Origin of the sequence: Actinotalea endophytica, from assembly GCF_025717005.1 — a bacterium.
Taxonomy (GTDB): domain Bacteria; phylum Actinomycetota; class Actinomycetes; order Actinomycetales; family Cellulomonadaceae; genus Actinotalea.
Genome location: NZ_JAOVZU010000013.1, coordinates 16,610 through 34,463 on the forward strand (window position 1 = coordinate 16,610; position 17,854 = coordinate 34,463).

Consider the following 17,854-nt stretch of genomic DNA (forward strand, 5'->3'; position numbering starts at 1 on the left):
CCGGGGCTCCGTCCGTCTCCCCTTGCCGACATCATCGCCCCTGCGCCCCGGATGGGCCGTAGGCCTCACGCCCCCACCCGACGACCGCGCCAGAGTGAAGGTATGCGGACCACGCGCGGGGTGGTCGCCGCACTCCTCGCGCTGGCCGTGCTCGGCGGCGCCGGGTGCGCACAGCCCCCGGGCGACGGGACCGACCAGGCGCGCGAGTGGGCTGCGTCGGCCGAGACCTGGCTCGGCGCGTATCGCGCCGCGCTGGGCGACCGCGGCGGTGCGCCGGCGCTGTTCTACGCGGTCGACGCCGTCGACGACGCGACGATGCTCGGCGGCCGGTACCTCGCCGAGGGACGCGTCGCCGTCGCCGAGCTCGAGCAGGACGTCCTGAGGGACGTCCCGACCGGGCCGCTCTACCTGGGCACCGGATCGGCCGTGCGCGTCGGTGCCTGGACGTCACCCGACGGGCACCGGCTCGGCACCCTCACCAGGCTCGAGATCGACACCCCGGGAATCGTCCGGCTGACGAGGTACGTCGGGGCCTGGAGCACGTGGGGGGCCGGAGTCACGCTCCCCCAGCAGAACGCCGGGACGACCGCGACGACCCTCGCCGAGGACTACCTCACCGCGTGGCGGACCGGAGACCGCACCCTGCTCGGCACGCTCTACGACCCGGACGCGACCGTGACGGACCGCCTCACCGGTGCGGCCGCCCGTGGGCTCGACGCGATCTCGACGCTGGCCGACGAGGGCCGCCCCACACTGTCGCTCCTGACCGCCGACGACACGCTCGACCGTGCCGCGATGGTGTTCACCCTCCTCGAGCCGACCCGGCACGGCCGGCTCACCGAGGTCTGGTTGCTGGTGACCGGCGCCCCGCCGTGCGCGGACCAGATGGCGGTCGCGCTCCACCTCGGGAGCCGAGGGGTGATCGACGCCGAGCAGAGGTTCCCGGCCGTCGGTGCGGCTCGGCGCTGCACGACCCTCGCGGACGGCCCCGACGGCTGGTGGACGGACCGCGACCTGCCCGTGCCGCTCGGGGAACGCGTCACCGGGGTGCTGGCCACCGACGCGGGTCCGGTCCAGCTCCGCAACGGCTCGGCGACCGCCGACGCGCTGGTCGCGTGGGCCTTCGGACGGTTCCGCGAGGCGGGCCTCACGGCACCGCAGGTGTCGACGGTCGCCTTCGACCCGTACGACCAGCGGTGCTCGGACGCCACCGGTCACGCGGAGTGGAACGACGGGGCGACGACGATCCTGGTCTGCCTCGACGCCAGCCAGGTCCGGTCGCCGGCTGAGGCCCCCGCGCACACCGGATGCTCCCCGGGCACGACCTCGGACGCCCACGTCCTGCTGCACGAGCTGGGCCACGCGTGGGTCGCGACGCACGTCGACACACCCACCCGGACCGCACTCACGGCGCTCGTCGGAGCGCAGACCTGGGCGGCGCCGAGCAGCCCGTGGCGCCTGCGCGGGTCCGAGTGGGCGGCCGAGGTCCTCGCCTGGGGACTCGACGAGGTGGCCGTGCCCGCGGGGTGGATGGACGGCCCGTCGAACGAGCTGCTGACCGACGCGTTCGCGCTCCTGACCGGAGTCGCGCCCCTGACGACCTGCACCGGCGACCTTTGATCTCCTCCTCGGCCGCCGGTGCAGGTCCTGCGTGATCGACAGCTCGGGTCAGCCCGTGACCAGCGTGGTCTCGACCGGTGTGGTGTTGGCGAACAGGTCGAGCACCGGGCAGTGCTCGTCGACGACGCGCGCGAGCTCGGCGTACCGCTCCGCGGTCTCCGGCCCGGACGGGCGAACCCGCACGCGCACCCTGCTGAACCCGGGACGCACGCCCGGCTCGAGCCCGAAGAAGCCCCGGACGTCGAGGTCACCCTCGGCGTCCAGCTGCAGGTCGTCGAGCCGGATCCCGAGGCGGGCGGCCCAGAACCGGTAGGTCACCGTCTGGCAGGCAAGGAAGGCTCCGAGCGCCGCCTCGACCGGGTTGAGCGCCTCGTCGTCGCCGCCGAGGCTCCCCGGCTCGTCGACGAGCCACGCGTGGCCCCGGGACAGCAGCGCCGTCGCGACGGCGCCGGTCGCGTGGCCGGTCGTCGAGAAGGTCACCGACGCGGCGCCGGGCGTGGTCTCGACGGCACTGCGGGTGGCCTCGACGATGCCGACGAGAGCTCGGTCGGTCGCTCCGCGCTCGTCGGTGGGGTCGCCGATCGCGGCGAGCTCCGCCGCGAGCCGTTCGGTGCTCGCGGTGGCGCTCTGGGCCCGGGTCCCGGAGCCTGCGGCGCCGTTGGTGGTCGGGTCGATGATCTCGGTCGGGTCGGTCGTGCTCGTGTCAAAGGTCGTGGACATGGTCGTGCTCCGATGCTGGTTCCGTCGTGGTGGCGGGGCGGGCACGCACGGACCGCGGGCCCCGGCGCGAGCCGGTCGGCGCTCAGACGGTGCGCGTGCCCCGGAGCATTCGGGCCACCATCGCGCAGGTCATCGACATCGACGACGCCGCGGTACCCATCGACAGACCGGCCTCCCGTACGACGGCCGGACCGGCCGTCACGGCGCAGCGCGTTGCCCGCAGGGCGGACGCGGCGGCCGAGGTGGTCATGACGCCGAACGCAACCACGACGCACCCCGACGGTCCAGCAGCATCCGCGATCCGGGCATACCCGGTGGGGTGCCCGGCCACCCGCCGCGAACCGCTACCCGCGGCCGAGCACGGTCAGCACGACGAGTGCGACGTTCAGCGCCGCGATGGCGCCGACCACGAGCCAGGCGACGGCCGTGAGCACCCGGCCGTTCGCGTGGCCACGCATCACGCTTCGGCGTCCGGTGAGGACGACCAGCGGCACGAGCGCGAACGGTATCCCGATCGACAGGAACACCTGGCTGAGCACGAGCGCCCAGGTCGGGTCCACTCCCCACGCGAGCACGGCGAGGCCCGGCAGCATCGTCACCGCGCGCCGCGCGAGGAGCGGGACGCGGACTCGCAGCAGGCCGGCCATGATCGTCGACCCGGCGTAGCAGCCGACCGACGTCGAGGCGAGCCCCGAGGCGAGCAGCCCGACCGCGAACAGCGCCCCGACCACCGGCCCCAGGCTGTCGGTGATCGCAGCGTGCGCGCCGTCGATGGTGTCTGTACCGGCCCGGCCACCGAGCCCGGCGGCGGCGAGCAGCAGCATCGCGACGTTGACCGAGCCGGCCACCAGCAGCGAGAGCACCACGTCCAGCCTGGTCGCCCGGAGCACCCGACCGAGCTCGGCTCCGGACGGGGCACCGTGCCGGTCCCGCGAGAGGCTCGAGTGCAGGTAGATGGCGTGCGGCATCACGGTCGCCCCGAGCATGGAGGCGGCCAGGAGCACCGAGCCGGTGCCCTCGAACCGGGGCACCAGCCCGCCGAGGGCGTCGGGCACCGACACCGGCGCGACCACGAGGCCGGCGAGGAACCCGACGGTGATGACCGCGAGCAGCCCGACCACGAGCGTCTCGAAGGGCCGCTGGCCGCGACGGTTCTGCACCTCGAGCACGACCATGGACACGATCCCGACGATCACGCCGCCGAGCAGCAGGGGGACGCCGAACAACAGCTGCAGCGCGATCGCACCGCCGATCACCTCGGCGAGGTCGGTCGCCACGGCGACCGACTCCGCCTGCAGCCAGAACCCGACGCGTGCGCCTCGAGGGAGCCGCTGCCCGAGCAGCTCGGGAAGGCTCGCACCGGTCACCAGCCCGAGCTTGGCCGAGAGGTACTGCACGAGCACGGCCATCAGGTTCGCGGCCACGAGCACCCAGACCAGCAGGTAGCCGTACCGCGCCCCTGCGGTGACGTTGGCCGCGACGTTGCCCGGGTCGACGTAGGCGACCGCCGCGACGAACGCCGGTCCGAGCAGCCACCCGATGCCGGATCGGCGCCGAGCGCCGGAGACATCGGTCGTCGCGGTCACGCGAGCCAACCTAGGGCCCGTGGTGCGCACGACGCGCGCCGAGGCTCCACTGCGTGGACGGATATTTGACACGGCCCCCGGCGGGTCTCTAGCGTCCGGGCCAGCCCGATCGACTCTCGATCGGCACGTCCGGGGAGGAGGAGCGATGGAGCGTCGAATGTCGTGCGCTGCGCCCACGCCCTCCTGTCGGTGTCGCTGAGGCGCAGCCCTCGCACGACCCCGCACGCCCGCGGCCCTGCCGCGACGACCCCAGGACACCCATGATCCCGCTGATCACCGCCTTGCTCCTCGCCACGCTCGTCGGCCTCGCGCTGCGCCGACGCGACGGCCGCTTCACCGCACCCACCGCGTCCTCCCCGACCGACCTCCCGGTGGTGGGCAGCGTCGCCACGTTGGTCCAGATCTCCGCCGAGGCGTGCGCGGTGTGCCCGCGCGTGGCCCGCACGCTGACCGAGGTCGCCGACGCGACACCAGGCGTGGCCCATGTCGAGCTTCGCGCGGAGGACCACCCTGAGCTCCTCACCCGGCACGACGTGCGACGCTCTCCGACCGTCCTCGTCGTCGACGGGCTCGGACAGGTCCGTGGCCGCGCGTCGGGGGCCGTGACCGCTGCTCAGGCCCGCACCGTCCTCGCTCCCCTGCTCGACCCGGAGGCCCTCGATGTCCACGCCGCCTGAGACCACGCCACCTCAGACCACGCCACCCCAGACCACGCCACCCCAGACCACGCCGCCTGGCCCCGCGCTCGCCGGCTCCGCGACCACGACGCCCGTACCCGCGGCCGGCATCGACCCGCGCGGGCCGCGAGCGGGCGCCGCCGTGACGTCCGCGCTCCTCGCGGGAGTCCTGCTGCTCGGCGACGGCGCAGCGGGTCGCGCCCTGCTCGGGCTCGTCGTGCTCCTGTTCGCCAGCGGCGTGCTGCTCGGCCCGGCACGGTCGGTGCTCGGCGTCGCCTACCGACGGCTCGTCGCTCCACGCCTGCGACCCACGACCGAGCGCGAGGATCCTCGGCCGCCCCGCTTCGCCCAGGTGGTGGGCCTGCTGGTCGCGGGCACCGGACTCGCCCTCGCGCTGCTCGGGGTCCCGGGCGCACTCGTCGTCGCCACTGCCCTCGCGTTCGTCGCCGCGTTCCTGAACGCGGCGTTCGGCGTGTGCCTGGGGTGCGAGCTCTACCTGATCGGCCTACGGCTCCGGACCCGCCGAGCCTGACGACCGCCCGAGCCGGCACCCGCGCGAGTCAGCCCGAGTCGCGCACGGCGCGGCTCTCGACGTCGTCGAGCACCTCGTCCGCGGCCTCGGGGCTGACCTCGCCGCGTCGCCGCGCCTCGATGACCACGTCACGCTCCACCTCGGCCGCCCGGCGCAGCAGGTCGTCGACCGCCTGCTCGTCGCCGGTGTCGTCGTCCACCGCCTCGTCGCCGTGGCGCGCGGTCACGAGGGCGTCCTGCGCGGCGAGGTAGCCGCGGTACTGCATCACCACGGCCTCGTGCACCCGCTCGGGCACGTCCGAGGTGTCGCTGCGGAGCATGTCGAGCGCCTCCGCGGTCGCCCGGCGCCGCAGGCGGCGCGCCTCGAGCGTCACGTCCACGTCGCTGCCCACGCCGAGCCACCGGACCACCGGGGCGAGGGTGAGCCCTTGGACCACCAGTGTGATCAGCACGGTCACCAGGCCGACGAAGACGATCACCCGGCGTTCCGGGAAGGCGGACCCGTCGCCCGTCACGGCGGGCAGCGCGAGGGCGGTCGCGACGGTGACCACGCCGCGCATGCCCGCCCAGGCGGTGACCGCGGTCTCCCGGCCGCCGACCGGCGTCGCCTCCTCCGGGTGACGGCGCCGCCGCAGCCGTGACGCGGCCACCGCAGGGAACAACCACCCGAACCGCACCACGACGATCGTCCCGACGACCGCGAGGGCCAGGACGATCGTGCTCGAGTTCAACGGCTCGGTCTCGAGGACCGCCGTGAGCTCGAAGCCGATGAACACGAACACCAGGCTCGTGATGATGTAGTCGGCGTACCGCCACACGGCCCGGCCGAGCAGCCATCCGCCCGACGTCATGGCGGTGTGGCTGAAGGTCCGCAGGTACAGGCCCATCACCAGCACCGCGAGCACGCCCGACCCCTCGAGGTGGTCGGCCAGCAGGTAGACGCCGAAGGGGACCGCGAGCGTGACCGTGGTCTCCGGCGCCGCCAGGTGCAGGCGCGCCAGCGCCGCCTGCGCCAGAGCCCCGCCGACCAGCCCCACGCCGATGCCGACGACCACCGCGAGCACGAGCGAGATACCCAGCGAGGCTCCGGAGAGCCCGCCGACGACCACCGCAGCGACCGCGACCTTGTAGAGCACGAGCGCCGTGGCGTCGTTGAACATGCCCTCGCCCTCGAGCACGGTGACCAGCCGGCCAGGCAGCCGGAGTCGCCGCGCCACCGCCGTCGCCGCGACCGGGTCGGGCGGCGACACCACGGCGCCGAGCACGAACGCCGGACCCCAGGCCAGGCCCATCAGGTGCGCGACCACGGCCGCCGCCACGGCCGTCACCGTGGTCAGACCGACGGCGAGGACGAGGATCGGGCGCGCGTTCTCCCGGAAGTCGCGGGCCGTGGCCCGCTGGGTCGCCGCGAACAGCAGCGGCGGCAGCACCACCGGGAGGATCAGCTCGGGCTCGATGCGCAGCGACGGCACGCCCGGGACCAGCGGGACGAGCAGGCCGAAGATGGTCAGGAGCACGGGGAACGGGACCCGCCAGCGATCGGCCAGCGGCGTGAGCACGACGATGCCGGCGAGCAGGGCTCCGAGCAGGAGGACTTCGGTCACGCAGCGATCGAACCATCGGGGGTCACACCCCGTCGACTCACATCGCCTCCTTGACGCCGCGCCGGATGAGCCACCAGTTCACCGGGTAGGCCGTCGCGAACCCCGCCAGCATCGCGACCTGCATCACCGCCCAGAACTGGGGCGTGCTCACGGCGACCCGACCGCCGAGCAAGGTCGGCAGCACCAGCAGCTGCGCGAGCCCCATCACGCCGTACATGCCGACCTGCCAGGACGTGATCGACCACGTGTCCGCCTTGACCGCCTGCCACAGCACGGCGCGCCGCGGCCCGCCACGCATCGGCGCCAGGGCGGCGTACTGGAACGCGATCCCGAACAGGTACGCGGCGACGAAGTCGACGATCCAGCGCGCGTAGAGATCGTCCGAGTACAGCGTCCCGAGGCCCACGGCGGTCGCAAGGGCCGGCACGAGGACGAGCAGCGTCTCCCCCACCATGTCGCCGAGCGCGCACCCCGCGCCGCAGTGGCTCGCCCCGGTCGCGACCGAGACCCGCATCGGCGTCTCGCCCCTGCGGGTCGCCCGGCCCCAGCGAAGGTAGAACCACAGCCAGAGCAGCCCGCCGAAGAGCATCGTCACCGGCCACACGACGGCCATCACCCGCATCCGCGGCGGGTGGCGGACGACGTCGAGGGTGACCCACGCGGAGCACACCACCCCGACGCCGAGCAGGATCCCCGAGACCACGGTGCTCCAGGTCGGGAGGTCGGCCAGGGTCAGCGGGTCGGACGAGGTCATCGAGTCGACGCTAGGGCGCCCATGCCCGCCCCGCACCCTGGGAGCGCCGCGCCCACGGCGCCACGACCAGGGCTCGCGGCCGGGTCCGAGGTTCGGATCCCGGCCGCGTCCCGCACTCAGCCGTCCGTCGCCTCCGCGGTCCGCCCGGCCGCGGACGCGTCCGCCTCGCGCCGGGTCGCGAGCAGGCTGGTGACGGTGACCAGCGCGAGGATGCCGAGCACCCCGACCAGCGAGGCGAGGGTCGGGATGGTCGGCACGCCGGGCCAGATGCCGTGCGCCCAGTGCAGCACGAGCTTCACGCCGATCAGCGCGAGGATCGCGGCCAGGCCGTAGCCCAGGTGCACCAACCGGGACAGGGCGCCGGCCAGCAGGAAGTACAGCGCGCGCAGGCCGAGCAGTGCGAACGCGTTCGTGGCGAACACGAGGTAGGGGTCGCCGGTGATCCCGTAGACCGCCGGGACCGAGTCGACCGCGAAGACCACGTCGGTCGCGAACACCGCGACCACCACGACCGCGAGCGGCGTCAAGGCGCGTCGGCCGTCCTCCACGACCGACATCCGGGTGCCGCGGTAGTCGTCGGTGACCGGCCAGAGGCGACGGAGCAGGCGCACCGACCGCATCGACGACACGTCGACCTCGTGCGACTCGGAGCGCTGGTCGCGCAGCAGCTTCACGCCCGTCGCGAGCAGGATGAGCCCGAACGCGAGGAACGCCCAGCTGAGGTTCGCGAGGGCCGCGGCGCCGATCGCGATGAAGACACCGCGGAGCACCAGCGCGCCGACGATGCCGTAGAGGAGCACCCGTTGCTGGAGCTTCGCCGGCACGGCGAACGCGCTCAGCAGCAACATGAAGACGAACAGGTTGTCGACCGAGAGCGACTTCTCCACCAGGTACCCGGTCAGGTACTCGACTCCGGTCTGCTGCCCGTACCGGGCCCACAGGAACGCGCCGAACCCGAGCGGCAGGGCGATGTAGAAGACGCTCCACCCGGTCGCCTCCCGCATCGAGACCTCGTGCGGGCGGCGGGTGAGCAGGAAGTCGACCACGATCAGCAGCGCGACGGCGCCCAGCGTGACCGCCCACAGGGTCGGGGTGCCGATCGTGGAGAGGGCAGCCGTGGCCGGTTCGACGGGTGCCGTGGGTGTGGTGAGCATCAAGCAGAGTCCTTCCTCGGAACGTGGTCCGAGGTCTCTTCCACCCTGGTCGGGCCACCGTCCGAGGTCGCGTGTGCGCCGTACTGACCGGATCGGTGCGTGGGAGTACTCCCCTCGCCGCACAGCGTAGGCGACGCCCGGCCGCGACGCACCGCCGTCCATGGCGCCCGCACCGACGGACTCCCCCGTCCCGTCCCCGTCCGCCTGCCCGTCTGCGTACCCGTCCGCCTCCCGCGCGGGTCGATGACGTGGCACCGTGGTGGGATGGAGAACGCACCGCACGGCAGCATCACCGATGTGCCCGGTGTACGCGTGGGGCACGCCCAGCGCAGCGACGAGGGCTGGCTCACCGGAGTGACCGTCGTCCTCCCGCCACCCGGCACGGTCGGTGGCGTCGATGTCCGCGGGGGTGGGCCGGGTACGCACGAGACCGACGCGCTCGACCCACGCACCCTGGTACCGACCGTCGACGCCGTAGTGCTCACCGGGGGCAGCGCCTTCGGCCTCGTCAGCGCCCACGGCGCACAGCGCTGGTGCGCCGAGCACGGGCGCGGGTTCCCGGTCTCCGACCGACCAGGCGAGGTGGTCCCGATCGTCCCGGCCGCCGCCGTGTTCGACCTGGGTCGCGGCGGGGTGTTCGGCCACCACCCCGACGAGCAGATGGGCTACGACGCCACGGCGGCGGCCGCCGCGACCCCCGAGCACGCGCCGGTCGCACGGGGCACGGTGGGTGCCGGCACGGGCGCCGCGATCGCGGCCCAGCGGTTCAAGGGCGGCGTCGGCACCGCGTCGGTGCGGATCAGCGGAGGGCCGGTGGTCGGGGCGATCGCCGTGGTCAACGCCGCCGGCGCGCCGGTCGTCCCCGGTGCACCGGTCCCCGACCTGCCACCGTGGGCGACGACGGAGCTGAACACCACCCTCGCCGTGGTCGCCACGGACGCCGCGCTCGACCCGTCCGAGGTCTCGCGCACCGCGACCGCGGCCCACGACGGGCTCGCACGGGCCCTGGACCCGGTTCACACGCTCGCCGACGGCGACACCGTCTTCGCGCTCGCCACCGGGCGGCTGGAGCTGCCGTCCGACCGCCCGGCGCGGGTCACCTCGCTCGTCGCGCTCCAGGCGGCCGCGGCGACAGCGGTCCGACTCGCGGTGCTCGACGGGGTCACGCGGGCGACCGCCGTGCACACGTCCCGGGTCGACCTCCCGGTCTGGCCGCATGCGCCCGCGTGACGCAGGAACCCCTGCCGCGTGGCGCTCGGGGTGCCGTACCCGGAGCGGTCTGGGACCGTCGGCCCCCGCGGGAATAGTGAGGACTCGCTAGCGTTATACCCCCCGGGGTATCCCGAGACCACGGAGCAAGGAGCACACATGGCCACCGTCAACCTGACTGCCGAGACCTTCCAGGACACGATCAGCAAGGACGGGATCGTCCTGGTCGACTTCTGGGCCGCGTGGTGCGCGCCCTGCCGGCGGTTCGCCCCGGTGTTCGAGGCGTCCTCCGAGCAGCACACGGACGCCGTCTTCGCGAAGGTCGACACCGAGGCCGAGCAGGAGCTCGCCGGCAGCCTCGGCATCACCTCGATCCCGACGCTGATGATCTTCCGTGACGGCATCCTGCTCTACGCCGACCCGGGCGCCCTGCCCGCCTCGGCGCTCGAGGACCTGATCGGCCAGGCCGAGGGCCTCGACATGGCGGACGTCCGGCGCCAGATCGCGGACCATGACCACGACCACGACCACGACCACGACCACGACCACGAGCACTCCCACGCCTGACCTCGCCGAGCGCGTCGCCCAGCTCGAGGGCGCCGCGCTCGCGCGCCTCGACGCCCTGCTCGCCGGGGTCGCGATGTGCCGCATCGGCGAGCAGCACCGCGGGGCCAAGCACTGGGAGGGTCGCACGGCGGCCCTCGGTCAGGTCCGCCGTGCGCTGCGCAGGTCCGGGCCCGGCACCGAGCACGACGTCCTCGGTGCGGTGCACGAGGCCTGGCTCGCCCAGCGCGACTCGCTCGGCGGCCCGGCCTGGCAGGAGTACACGACCGGGGGGCTCGAGGCCCTCGAGGAGCTGAGATGACCGACGCGCCCATCCGTACCGAGCCGCGCGCCGGCGCGCTGACCCGGCGGCTGCACCCTCGGCGGGTCGCGGCGTGGGCCGTGCTCGCTCCCCTGGTGGGCGCGATCGGCTGGGGTGTGCTGCACCCTGGCGACCCGGCCGGGGTCGTCGGGCTCACGCTCGTCGCCGTGCTCGGTGCGGCGACCCTCGCCGACTACGTCCCCACCTCCGGTCGCACGCTCGACGTCGGGTGCGGGTCCTGCGCCGTGGGCGCCGCGCTGAGCGTTCCTGCAGCGATCCTCCTCAGCACCGCCGTCGGGCCGCTGTTCGGCGTCGCGATCGCCACGGCCGGGCTCCTGCAACGCCTCCGCCAACCGGACGCCTGCCCCACCTGACGTGGCCGGCCGCCGACGCACACTAGGGCTTTGGTCCCACGCGACACCGTCTGACAGGTACCGTGGCCGCGTGGGAACTCCGGACGGACGCGTCGCGACCGTCGCGCGTGCTGCCACCGTGGCGACCACGACCACGGCGACGTCGGCCGCAGCCCACGCCGTCGGCGGCGGCCACCTCACCCCGCCCGTGCTGCTCGGTGCACTGGGTGTGCTGCTGCTCGCCGCTGCGGTGCCGATCGCCCGCCGACGGCTCACCGCGCCCGTCCTTCTCGCGTGGACCGGCGCCGCGCAGCTGGCCGTGCACCTCGCCCTCAGCTGGCTGCACCCGGTCGCCGGCACGGCCGTCTCCGTCGCTGCCCACCACGGCGTCGAGTCCGCGACCGCGCTGACCGGTGCGGCGCCCGGCGCCGCACTCCCCATGCTCGCCGCGCACATCCTCGGGACCGTCCTCGCCGTGTCGCTCGCCGTCTCGGCCGACCGCTCGGTCGAGCTCGCCCGCTCGTGGTGGGCAGGCACTGTCGCGGTGCTCCTCGGCATCGCTCAGCCCGGCGCTCGCCAGGCCCGCGCCGTCGCCCCCGCGCACGTCGACCGCCCGACCGTCCGGATCCTCGCGCACGCGGTCGCCCGGCGCGGCCCCCCGCTGCCGACGGCCGCCTGACCGACGCCCCGCGCTCGGTCCGGCACACCGCTGCCCTGCCGCCGTAGCGGCCCACCCGACCGAGGGAACCACAGTGCTGCACGTCCGACGTGCCCTGGCATGCCTGCGCCCTGCGCTCGCCACGCTCACCGTGGCGACCGCTCTCGTGGTGGCCGGCGCCCAGGGGGCTTCCGCTCACGACGTCCTCGTCGCCACCGATCCGCAGGACGGTGCCGTGCTCGACTCCGCACCCGACCAGGTCTCGCTGACGTTCAGCGCCGACCTGCTCGACATCTCGGCCACGATCCTGGTGAGCGGGCCCGAGGGCTCGGTGCCGACCACGGTGACGGTCGATGGCCCGGTGGCGAGCGCCGAGCTGCCGGAGGGCCTCGGCAGCGGCGACTACACCGTCACGTGGCGGGTGGTGTCCAGCGACGGGCACCCCGTGCAGGGCAGCTTCGGCTTCTCGGTCACCGGCCCCGCCACCTCCCCGTCGGGCACCCCGTCCGACACCGCGTCCGGCGCGACCACCGAGAGCGCGCCTCCCGCCACCACAGACACCCCGTCCGCGTCCGCCCAACCCGCGGCCTCCGCCACACCGTCGAGCACTCCTGCGACCTCCTCCGACGCATCCTCGGGCACCACTGACGTCCCGTGGCTGCCGATCGGGGCCGCCGTGCTCGGTGCGGCTCTCGTCGGGCTGCTGGCCGCGTGGGCGTTCCGAAGGAGATCCTCATGACATTCCTCCGCCGCGCCGCCCTGGCGCCGCTCGTCGCCCTCGTGGCGACCCTCGCCGCCTGTGGCTCGACCCCGGGCGGCACCGACGGGCTCACCGTCACCGACGCCTGGGTCAAGGCCGCCGACTCCGGTATGACCGGAGCGTTCGGCATGCTCGTCAACGACACCGACAACGACATCACGATCACCGCCGCGAGCAGCGACGTCGCGCGCATGGAGCTGCACGAGATGGCGATGAACGACGCCGGTGAGATGGTCATGCGCCCGAAGGAGGGTGGGTTCGTCGTGCCCGCGCACGGCACCCACGAGCTCGCACCTGGTGGCGACCACATCATGTTCATGGACCTCACCACGGCGCTGCAGCCTGGCGACGAGGTGACGGTCACGCTGACGACCTCGGACGGCGAGACCTACACGTTCGACGCCGCGGTGCGGACCTTCACCGGCGCCGACGAGAACTACGAGGGCTCCGACACGAACGGCGACATGAGCACCGACATGAGCACCGACGGAGCCACGGACATGAGCACCGACGGAGCCACGGACTCGTGACCGTCGATCGCCGGACCTTCCTCCAGGGCGGGGCCGTCGCCGTCGGCGGCGCGGCCCTCGCCCTGGGGGGCCGGACCGTCTGGGACCACACCGTCGCGCCGCAGCCGGCCGACGACGCCGTCGGGACGGCCACCGAGTCCTTCCGCGGCGCCCGGCAGGCCGGCGTGTCCACCGCACCGCAGGCGTTCGCGGCCTGGACCGCGTTCGACCTGCTGCCCGGGACCGACCGCGACGCACTGGTGCGCCTCATGCGGATCTGGACCGATGACATCGAGCGCCTGATGGGTGGCCGACCGCCGCTCGCCGACACCGAGCCGGAGCTCGCGACCGCACCGGCCCGCCTCACCGTGACGCTGGGCCTCGGCGAGGGGTTCTTCACCGCGGCCGGGGCCGAGGACCGTCGTCCCTCGTGGCTCGCACCTCTGCCGGACCTCGCCGTGGACCACCTCCAGGAAGGCTGGTCCGGCGGCGATCTCGTGCTGCAGGTCGCCGCCGACGACCTCATGGCCGTGACCCATGCACTGCGGGTGCTCACCAAGGGAGCGACGACGTTCGTCGTGCCGCGCTGGACCCAGCGTGGCTTCCGCGAGGCGGTCGGGACCCGGCCGTCGGGCACCACGATGCGCAACCTGATGGGCCAGGTGGACGGGACCGCGAACCCCGACCCCGTGCTCCAGCCGGACCTCGTGTGGTTCGGCAGCGACGCGGAGCCCTGGCTGGTCGGAGCGACCTCGATGGTGGTGCGACGCATCGCCATGGACCTGGACGGCTGGGACAAGGTGGACCGCACCGGCCGCGAGTTCACGATCGGCCGGCGGCTGGACAACGGCGCACCGCTGACCGGCACCGACGAGCACGACGCCCCGGACCTGACCGCGACGGACGCGCTCGGACTGCCCGTGATCGACACCGCGGCCCACATCCGCCGCGCCGCCGCCTCCGGCCCGCGCGAGCGATTCCTGCGCCGGCCGTACTCGTTCGACGATCCGGACCAGCCCGCGGCGGAGCGGTCCGGCCTGGTGTTCGTCACCTTCCAGCGGGACGTGGTCGAGCAGTTCCTGCCCGTGCAGCGCAGGCTCGCCGAGATGGACCTGCTCAACCAGTGGACCACCCCGATCGGGTCCGCCGTGTTCCTCGTCCCGCCCGGGCCCGGGCCCGGCGAGCACCTCGCACAGTCGATCTTCGCGTGATGCACCTGTGCTCAGCGTCACACGCCTGTGACTGAAACGATCTGTCGCCACGGCCTAACGTCCCGTTACTGTCAGTACGAAACGTCCATACTGCGGCTTGTCGACTGCCCCCGCGGCCGACCTGTCATGCGAACGATGACTGGAGACGCGACCGTGATCGATCTGGCCCCGGAGATCTACCGGCAGCGGATGGTCGTCGAAGGGCTCGTGACCGAGTCGATCGACGCGGAGTCGATCAAGGGGTACCTCTCGCAGCTCTCCAAGGCCATCGACATGGTCGAGCTGATCGAGCCGGTCACCCATCAGTCCCCGCTCTACGGCTGGGCCGGCTGGATCCACTGGGAGACCTCCGGAGCCCACTTCTACGCCTGGGACGAGCCGCGGCTCTTCTTCTCGGTGGACGTCTACGCCTGCAAGCCGTTCTCCGCCCAGACCGTCGTGGACCTCACCCGCGAGTGGTTCGACGCCACGACCATCGAGTACAAGGAGTTCTGATGTCGGTCGACGCGCGCCTGCACGTCAACCCGACGGGCGACCTGCTCGAGGCGGCCAAGGACTGTGAGGCCGACGTCTTCCTGCGGTGGTACGGCAACACCCGAGCAGAGCTCGACGACGAGTACGGCCCGTACGAGGACGCCTCCGTCTTCCTGGCCGTCACCGACGCGCTCGGTGACGTCGTCGCCGCGATGCGGCTGCTGGTCCCCGGCGGTTCGGCCGGGCTCAAGACGCTCAACGACGTCGCGCGCGAGCCATGGCAGGTGGACGGAGCACGGGTCGCCGCGGCCGCCGCCCTGGATCTCGCGTCGACCTGGGAGATCGCCACGCTGACCAGCCGACGCCAGCAGGCCGCCAGCCAGATCCGTAACGCGATGACCCTGTACCACGGCTTCGGGACGGTGGCGCGAGTCAATGCGATGAGCGCCTTCGTCGCCATCCTCGACGCCCGGGTCCGACGGCTGCTCGACCAGGTCGGCTACGTCACCCGGACCTTGCCCGGAACCCGGCCGGGGTACTACCTCGGCTCGGAGTCCTCGGTGCCCGTGTTCGCGAACATGGCCACGATGGTCGGCCTGCAGCGCCGGGACTACCCCGACTCGTTCGCGTTGGTCACCCTCGGCAACGGCCTCGACGGTGTCGCGGTCCCGACGGACGAGGAGTTCCTGGTGATCTCCCGGCCCGACCCGATCCCGTCGAGCTGGCTCTCCCCCGGGATGCTCGCGACCGTCTGAGCGGGCCGCCCGCGGATCCACCAGCGGCGGGGTGCTGCGCTCCGTCGGCTCTCAGGAGAGCCGGGTGGACAGGTGCAGCTCGGTCCAGTGCCGCACCCACGGGCCCACCGCGTCCGGCGGCATCGGACGCGCGATGTGGTAGCCCTGCAGCACGTCGACGCCGAGCGGCACGAGCTCGCCGACCGCGATGGCGTCCTCGACGCCCTCGGCCACGAACCGCAGGCCGAGCGCCCGGGCCATCTGGGTCGTCGTCTGCACGATCATCCGGCTGCGCTCGTCGCTCGCGACCGGGGCCACGAACGCCCGGTCCATCTTGAGCTCCTGGACCGGCAGGTCGCGCAGGTAGGCGAGCGACGAGAACCCGCTGCCGTAGTCGTCGATCGCGACCTGCACACCGTGCGCGCGCAGCTCGTGGAGCACCATCCGCGCCCGCTCGGGGTCCGCGAGGAACGAGTCCTCGGTGACCTCGACGAGCAGCGAGTCGGCCGGCAGTCCGGCGCGCTCCAGCGCGGTGAACAGCTTCGGCAGCAGCTGACCGCTCACGAGCTCGGGGGGCGCCCAGTTCATCGCGACCCGGAACGTGAGGCCCTCGGCGCGCCACCGCGCCGCGTCCTTGATCACCTGGAGCATCAGGGCCTCGGTCAGCGCAGGCATGAGGCCGGCACGGCGGGCGTCGGGGAGGAACGCGATCGGCGGGAGCAGACCCTCGGTCGGGTGCCACCAGCGGACGAGGGCCTCCATGGCGACGACCTGCCGCGTGCGTGCGTCGACCTGCGGCTGGTACCAGGCCAGCAGCTGTCCGTCCGCGATCGCCGCGCGCAGCGCCTCGCCGCGCAGCAGCCTGAGGTGCGACATCCCGTCCTGCGCCCGGTCGAAGAGCAGCACACCCGCGCGGGACTGCTTCGCCTCGTACATCGCGACGTCCGCACGCCGGAGCATCTCGATCGCCGAGGTGTCGCTGTCCTCGCGCACCGCGATGCCGACCGAGGCGTCCAGCGACAGGTCGATGCCCTCGACCCTCAGCGGCTGGCGCAGCGCCGCGCGGATCGACTGCGCGACCTCGAAGAGCTCGAGGTCGTCCTCGCTCGGCACCACGAGCGCGAACTCGTCGCCGCCGAGCCGGGCGACCGTCGTGCCGGGCGCCGCGACCGCGCGCATCCGCTCGGCGAGGCTGATCAGGACCTCGTCACCGATGGAGTGGCCGAGCGAGTCGTTGATGTCCTTGAACGAGTCGAGGTCCAGCAGCAGCACCGACACGGGGCCGTGATGCTGGATCGCGTGGTCCGTCGCCGCGGTCACCGAGCGCCGGTTGGGCAACCCGGTCAGCTCGTCGGTCAGCGACAGCCGCATGGCCTCGGCGGCCCCGCGCGCCTCGCGCAGCGCGAGCGTGAGCCGCCACCCGGTCGCCGCGAGGGTCACGGCTGCGGGCAGCCGGACGATCCAGCCGACCGCGTCCGACGGGGCGAGGACGAGGACGACGATCGCGAGCGTGGCGGCGACCAGGAGCACGGTGGCCGAGCCCGTGCGGCGCGGGACGAGGATGTCGACCGGTCGGCGCGACGCCGCCTCGGCGATCAGGCCGAACCCGATGCCCCACACCACCGCGAGGAGCACGCTGGTGGTGTAGACGCCGCTCGCGCTGAGGCTGAGCAGGAAGCTCGAGTCGGCCGCGGCGATGAGGATGAAGCCGACCGCCAGCATCGCCGACCGCAGCGTGCGCGCCCGCGCGCGCAGCATGATCTGGCTCAGCACGACCGCCGCGAGCATGAGGTTGATCAGCGGGAACAGCACCGCGACCAGCAGCGCCAGGAGGCTGTCGGTGAACTCCCGCGCGACCGGGAGCACCAGGACGAACGCCGACAGGCAGACGGCCGCGCCCCAGACCACCACGGCCTCGAGGCCCACGGACAGCGAGACGCCCCGACGGGCGTCGACGATGAGGAACGCGGCGAGACCCACGTACGCGAGCACGCACCCGATCTCGCCGGGAGCGGGGAACGCGACCGACTCGATGGTCTGCTCGGCATTGACGGTCGCGGACCCGAGCGCCCACAGCAGGATCGAACCCGTGAGGGTCAGGACCGCGAGCCGGCGCCCCGGCTCGAGCGCAGCGACCAGGGCGAGCCGGAGGACGACCGCCACGAAGAAGCCGGTGAGCGTGGCGAGCACGGTCATCCTGGCCGGGGGGTCGTCCGGCCCGCCGGGGACGAACGCGTACACGATCACCCCGAGGACGATCACGACCCACGGCACGGGCGCGAGCAGGCGCACGGCACGCGTCAGCGCTACCGTCCGTCCCTCCTGCATGTGCGCCTCCCGTGTCACAGTCCGCCCCGTGCCTCGACGTCATCGACCGTCGATCTTCCCGGCTTGAGCGTTTCGCACGTCCCGAATGTGCGAATTCACCCTCTCAG

Annotated in this window: 19 protein-coding genes; 13 read left to right on the forward strand and 6 right to left on the reverse strand. The window is 73.5% G+C overall.

The genetic code is table 11. The features are described 5' to 3' along the window. Positions 1-102 precede the first annotated feature (102 nt). Positions 103-1,620, forward strand: a complete 1,518-nt coding sequence (locus OEB99_RS18375) for a hypothetical protein (protein WP_263578756.1) — start codon at positions 103-105, stop codon at positions 1,618-1,620. 48 nt (positions 1,621-1,668) lie between these two features. Here OEB99_RS18375 and OEB99_RS18380 read toward each other — a convergent pair whose 3' ends face one another. Both OEB99_RS18380 and OEB99_RS18385 read right to left on the reverse strand, forming a co-directional pair. Beyond that, positions 1,669-2,340: an OsmC family protein gene (locus OEB99_RS18380; RefSeq protein WP_263578757.1), complete on the reverse strand. Its 672-nt coding sequence runs from the start codon at positions 2,338-2,340 to the stop codon at positions 1,669-1,671. Positions 2,341-2,684: 344 nt separating this feature from the next. Beyond that, a complete protein-coding gene (locus OEB99_RS18385; RefSeq protein WP_263578758.1) occupies positions 2,685-3,926 on the reverse strand; it encodes an Nramp family divalent metal transporter in 1,242 nt (413 codons plus the stop codon). A gap of 260 nt (positions 3,927-4,186) precedes the next feature. Here OEB99_RS18385 and OEB99_RS18390 point away from each other — a divergent pair, with 260 nt between their 5' ends. Then, positions 4,187-4,603, forward strand: coding sequence for a thioredoxin family protein (locus OEB99_RS18390; RefSeq protein ID WP_263578759.1), 417 nt, complete (start codon positions 4,187-4,189; stop codon positions 4,601-4,603). Next, complete coding sequence (locus OEB99_RS18395) at positions 4,587-5,135, forward strand: DUF4395 domain-containing protein (RefSeq protein ID WP_263578760.1); 549 nt, start codon at positions 4,587-4,589, stop codon at positions 5,133-5,135. The genes OEB99_RS18390 and OEB99_RS18395 overlap by 17 nt, the downstream gene beginning before the upstream one ends. 28 nt (positions 5,136-5,163) lie before the next feature. Here OEB99_RS18395 and OEB99_RS18400 read toward each other — a convergent pair whose 3' ends face one another. From OEB99_RS18400 to OEB99_RS18410, 3 genes are all read right to left on the reverse strand, one after another. Beyond that, the gene (locus OEB99_RS18400; protein ID WP_263578761.1) at positions 5,164-6,738 is read right to left on the reverse strand and encodes a Na+/H+ antiporter; all 1,575 of its coding nucleotides are present in this window, start codon (positions 6,736-6,738) and stop codon (positions 5,164-5,166) included. 37 nt (positions 6,739-6,775) lie between these two features. Then, positions 6,776-7,492 (reverse strand): DUF4396 domain-containing protein, encoded by a 717-nt coding sequence (locus OEB99_RS18405; RefSeq protein WP_263578762.1) that lies wholly within the window; start codon positions 7,490-7,492, stop codon positions 6,776-6,778. Between the two features lie 116 nt (positions 7,493-7,608). Next, on the reverse strand, positions 7,609-8,646 hold the full coding sequence (locus OEB99_RS18410) for a TerC/Alx family metal homeostasis membrane protein (protein WP_263578763.1): 1,038 nt from the start codon (positions 8,644-8,646) through the stop codon (positions 7,609-7,611). Between the two features lie 264 nt (positions 8,647-8,910). On the opposite strand from OEB99_RS18410, the gene OEB99_RS18415 reads away from it, so the two are divergent. The 10 genes from OEB99_RS18415 to OEB99_RS18460 all read left to right on the forward strand — a co-directional run bounded on the left by OEB99_RS18415 (position 8,911) and on the right by OEB99_RS18460 (position 15,440). Continuing rightward, positions 8,911-9,876, forward strand: coding sequence for a P1 family peptidase (locus OEB99_RS18415; protein WP_263578764.1), 966 nt, complete (start codon positions 8,911-8,913; stop codon positions 9,874-9,876). Between the two features lie 138 nt (positions 9,877-10,014). Continuing rightward, entirely contained in the window at positions 10,015-10,422 is a 408-nt protein-coding gene (trxA, locus tag OEB99_RS18420) for a thioredoxin (protein ID WP_263578765.1), read from the forward strand. Beyond that, the gene (locus OEB99_RS18425) at positions 10,367-10,720 is read left to right on the forward strand and encodes a hypothetical protein (RefSeq protein WP_263578766.1); all 354 of its coding nucleotides are present in this window, start codon (positions 10,367-10,369) and stop codon (positions 10,718-10,720) included. Before trxA ends, OEB99_RS18425 begins: the two co-directional genes overlap by 56 nt. Beyond that, positions 10,717-11,094: a hypothetical protein gene (locus OEB99_RS18430; protein WP_263578767.1), complete on the forward strand. Its 378-nt coding sequence runs from the start codon at positions 10,717-10,719 to the stop codon at positions 11,092-11,094. The genes OEB99_RS18425 and OEB99_RS18430 overlap by 4 nt, the downstream gene beginning before the upstream one ends. Positions 11,095-11,164: 70 nt before the next feature. Next, positions 11,165-11,752 (forward strand): hypothetical protein, encoded by a 588-nt coding sequence (locus tag OEB99_RS18435; RefSeq protein WP_263578768.1) that lies wholly within the window; start codon positions 11,165-11,167, stop codon positions 11,750-11,752. A 73-nt stretch (positions 11,753-11,825) separates the two neighbouring features. Further along, a complete protein-coding gene (locus tag OEB99_RS18440) occupies positions 11,826-12,470 on the forward strand; it encodes a copper resistance CopC family protein (RefSeq protein WP_263578769.1) in 645 nt (214 codons plus the stop codon). Beyond that, entirely contained in the window at positions 12,467-13,021 is a 555-nt protein-coding gene (locus OEB99_RS18445; RefSeq protein ID WP_263578770.1) for a copper chaperone PCu(A)C, read from the forward strand. Before OEB99_RS18440 ends, OEB99_RS18445 begins: the two co-directional genes overlap by 4 nt. After that, entirely contained in the window at positions 13,018-14,211 is a 1,194-nt protein-coding gene (locus tag OEB99_RS18450) for a Dyp-type peroxidase (RefSeq protein WP_263578771.1), read from the forward strand. The genes OEB99_RS18445 and OEB99_RS18450 overlap by 4 nt, the downstream gene beginning before the upstream one ends. Positions 14,212-14,346: 135 nt before the next feature. Continuing rightward, entirely contained in the window at positions 14,347-14,706 is a 360-nt protein-coding gene (locus OEB99_RS18455; protein WP_263578772.1) for an S-adenosylmethionine decarboxylase, read from the forward strand. After that, complete coding sequence (locus tag OEB99_RS18460) at positions 14,706-15,440, forward strand: hypothetical protein (RefSeq protein ID WP_263578773.1); 735 nt, start codon at positions 14,706-14,708, stop codon at positions 15,438-15,440. The genes OEB99_RS18455 and OEB99_RS18460 overlap by 1 nt, the downstream gene beginning before the upstream one ends. Positions 15,441-15,491: 51 nt before the next feature. Here the strand turns inward: OEB99_RS18460 and OEB99_RS18465 are convergent, their stop codons facing one another. After that, the gene (locus OEB99_RS18465) at positions 15,492-17,747 is read right to left on the reverse strand and encodes a putative bifunctional diguanylate cyclase/phosphodiesterase (protein WP_263578774.1); all 2,256 of its coding nucleotides are present in this window, start codon (positions 17,745-17,747) and stop codon (positions 15,492-15,494) included. Positions 17,748-17,854: the final 107 nt, after the last annotated feature.

Excerpts from the sequence above, each read along its gene's own strand:
- OEB99_RS18375 (WP_263578756.1), top strand. The coding sequence starts at position 103 with ATGCGGACCACGCGCGGGGTGGTCGCCGCACTCCTCGCGCTGGCCGTG.
- OEB99_RS18455 (WP_263578772.1), top strand. The coding sequence starts at position 14,347 with ATGACTGGAGACGCGACCGTGATCGATCTGGCCCCGGAGATCTACCGG.
- OEB99_RS18410 (WP_263578763.1), bottom strand. The coding sequence starts at position 8,646 with ATGCTCACCACACCCACGGCACCCGTCGAACCGGCCACGGCTGCCCTC.
- OEB99_RS18460 (WP_263578773.1), top strand. The coding sequence starts at position 14,706 with ATGTCGGTCGACGCGCGCCTGCACGTCAACCCGACGGGCGACCTGCTC.
- OEB99_RS18390 (WP_263578759.1), top strand. The coding sequence starts at position 4,187 with ATGATCCCGCTGATCACCGCCTTGCTCCTCGCCACGCTCGTCGGCCTC.
- OEB99_RS18405 (WP_263578762.1), bottom strand. The coding sequence starts at position 7,492 with ATGACCTCGTCCGACCCGCTGACCCTGGCCGACCTCCCGACCTGGAGC.
- OEB99_RS18415 (WP_263578764.1), top strand. The coding sequence starts at position 8,911 with ATGGAGAACGCACCGCACGGCAGCATCACCGATGTGCCCGGTGTACGC.
- OEB99_RS18430 (WP_263578767.1), top strand. The coding sequence starts at position 10,717 with ATGACCGACGCGCCCATCCGTACCGAGCCGCGCGCCGGCGCGCTGACC.
- OEB99_RS18380 (WP_263578757.1), bottom strand. The coding sequence starts at position 2,340 with ATGTCCACGACCTTTGACACGAGCACGACCGACCCGACCGAGATCATC.
- OEB99_RS18465 (WP_263578774.1), bottom strand. The coding sequence starts at position 17,747 with ATGCAGGAGGGACGGACGGTAGCGCTGACGCGTGCCGTGCGCCTGCTC.
- trxA (WP_263578765.1), top strand. The coding sequence starts at position 10,015 with ATGGCCACCGTCAACCTGACTGCCGAGACCTTCCAGGACACGATCAGC.
- OEB99_RS18445 (WP_263578770.1), top strand. The coding sequence starts at position 12,467 with ATGACATTCCTCCGCCGCGCCGCCCTGGCGCCGCTCGTCGCCCTCGTG.
- OEB99_RS18395 (WP_263578760.1), top strand. The coding sequence starts at position 4,587 with ATGTCCACGCCGCCTGAGACCACGCCACCTCAGACCACGCCACCCCAG.
- OEB99_RS18425 (WP_263578766.1), top strand. The coding sequence starts at position 10,367 with ATGACCACGACCACGACCACGACCACGACCACGACCACGAGCACTCCC.